Source organism: Methylobacterium sp. E-025 (assembly GCF_022829705.1).
GTDB lineage: Bacteria > Pseudomonadota > Alphaproteobacteria > Rhizobiales > Beijerinckiaceae > Methylobacterium.
The window spans coordinates 1-494 of sequence record NZ_JAKSYR010000073.1 but is presented as its reverse complement, the minus strand read 5'-3'; the positions used below and the strand labels follow the sequence as shown (position 1 = coordinate 494).

General features: G+C 47.2%; 1 protein-coding gene. It reads right to left on the bottom strand.

All coding sequences use genetic code 11. The features are described 5' to 3' along the window. Positions 1-271 precede the first annotated feature (271 nt). On the bottom strand, positions 272-494 hold a 223-nt coding region (locus MKK64_RS08475; RefSeq protein WP_409567922.1), incomplete at its 5' end, for a formate--tetrahydrofolate ligase.

Below are 494 nucleotides of genomic sequence, written 5' to 3'. Positions count from 1 at the left end.
GTCTACGGTCGTGGACTAGCTACGTCACCTGCATCTTACGCCGTCAATCTATGCGTGGGTGGAGGATGTAGTTGGACTAGAACTCGAGTTGCTGCCATGATCAGGAGTAGCTGATCACGTGGCGGGCGAGCCGGAGCTTTGCAGACGAGTGCCTCGTGGCGTTGTCTATGTATAAATACACACATATATAGATATATATATATATAAATATATAGAGATCTGTATATATATATATATATCTGTATATATATGTATATATGTATATATATATCTATATATATATATATATATATATATATTTAGCCATGGAGACCGGCAGGTAGCCGTAGACTGCCTTCTTGAAGGTGGCGAGCTTGCCCTCCGCCTTGGACTCGATCTGGACGTCGTCGGTGCCGCAGAGCTTGGTCGCGATCGCCTTTACCTTGTCCGACAGCTTGTCCTCGCCCTCGTAGGTGTAGGCGATCGGCTTCGGTGCCCCCTTGGCGAGCGCCACC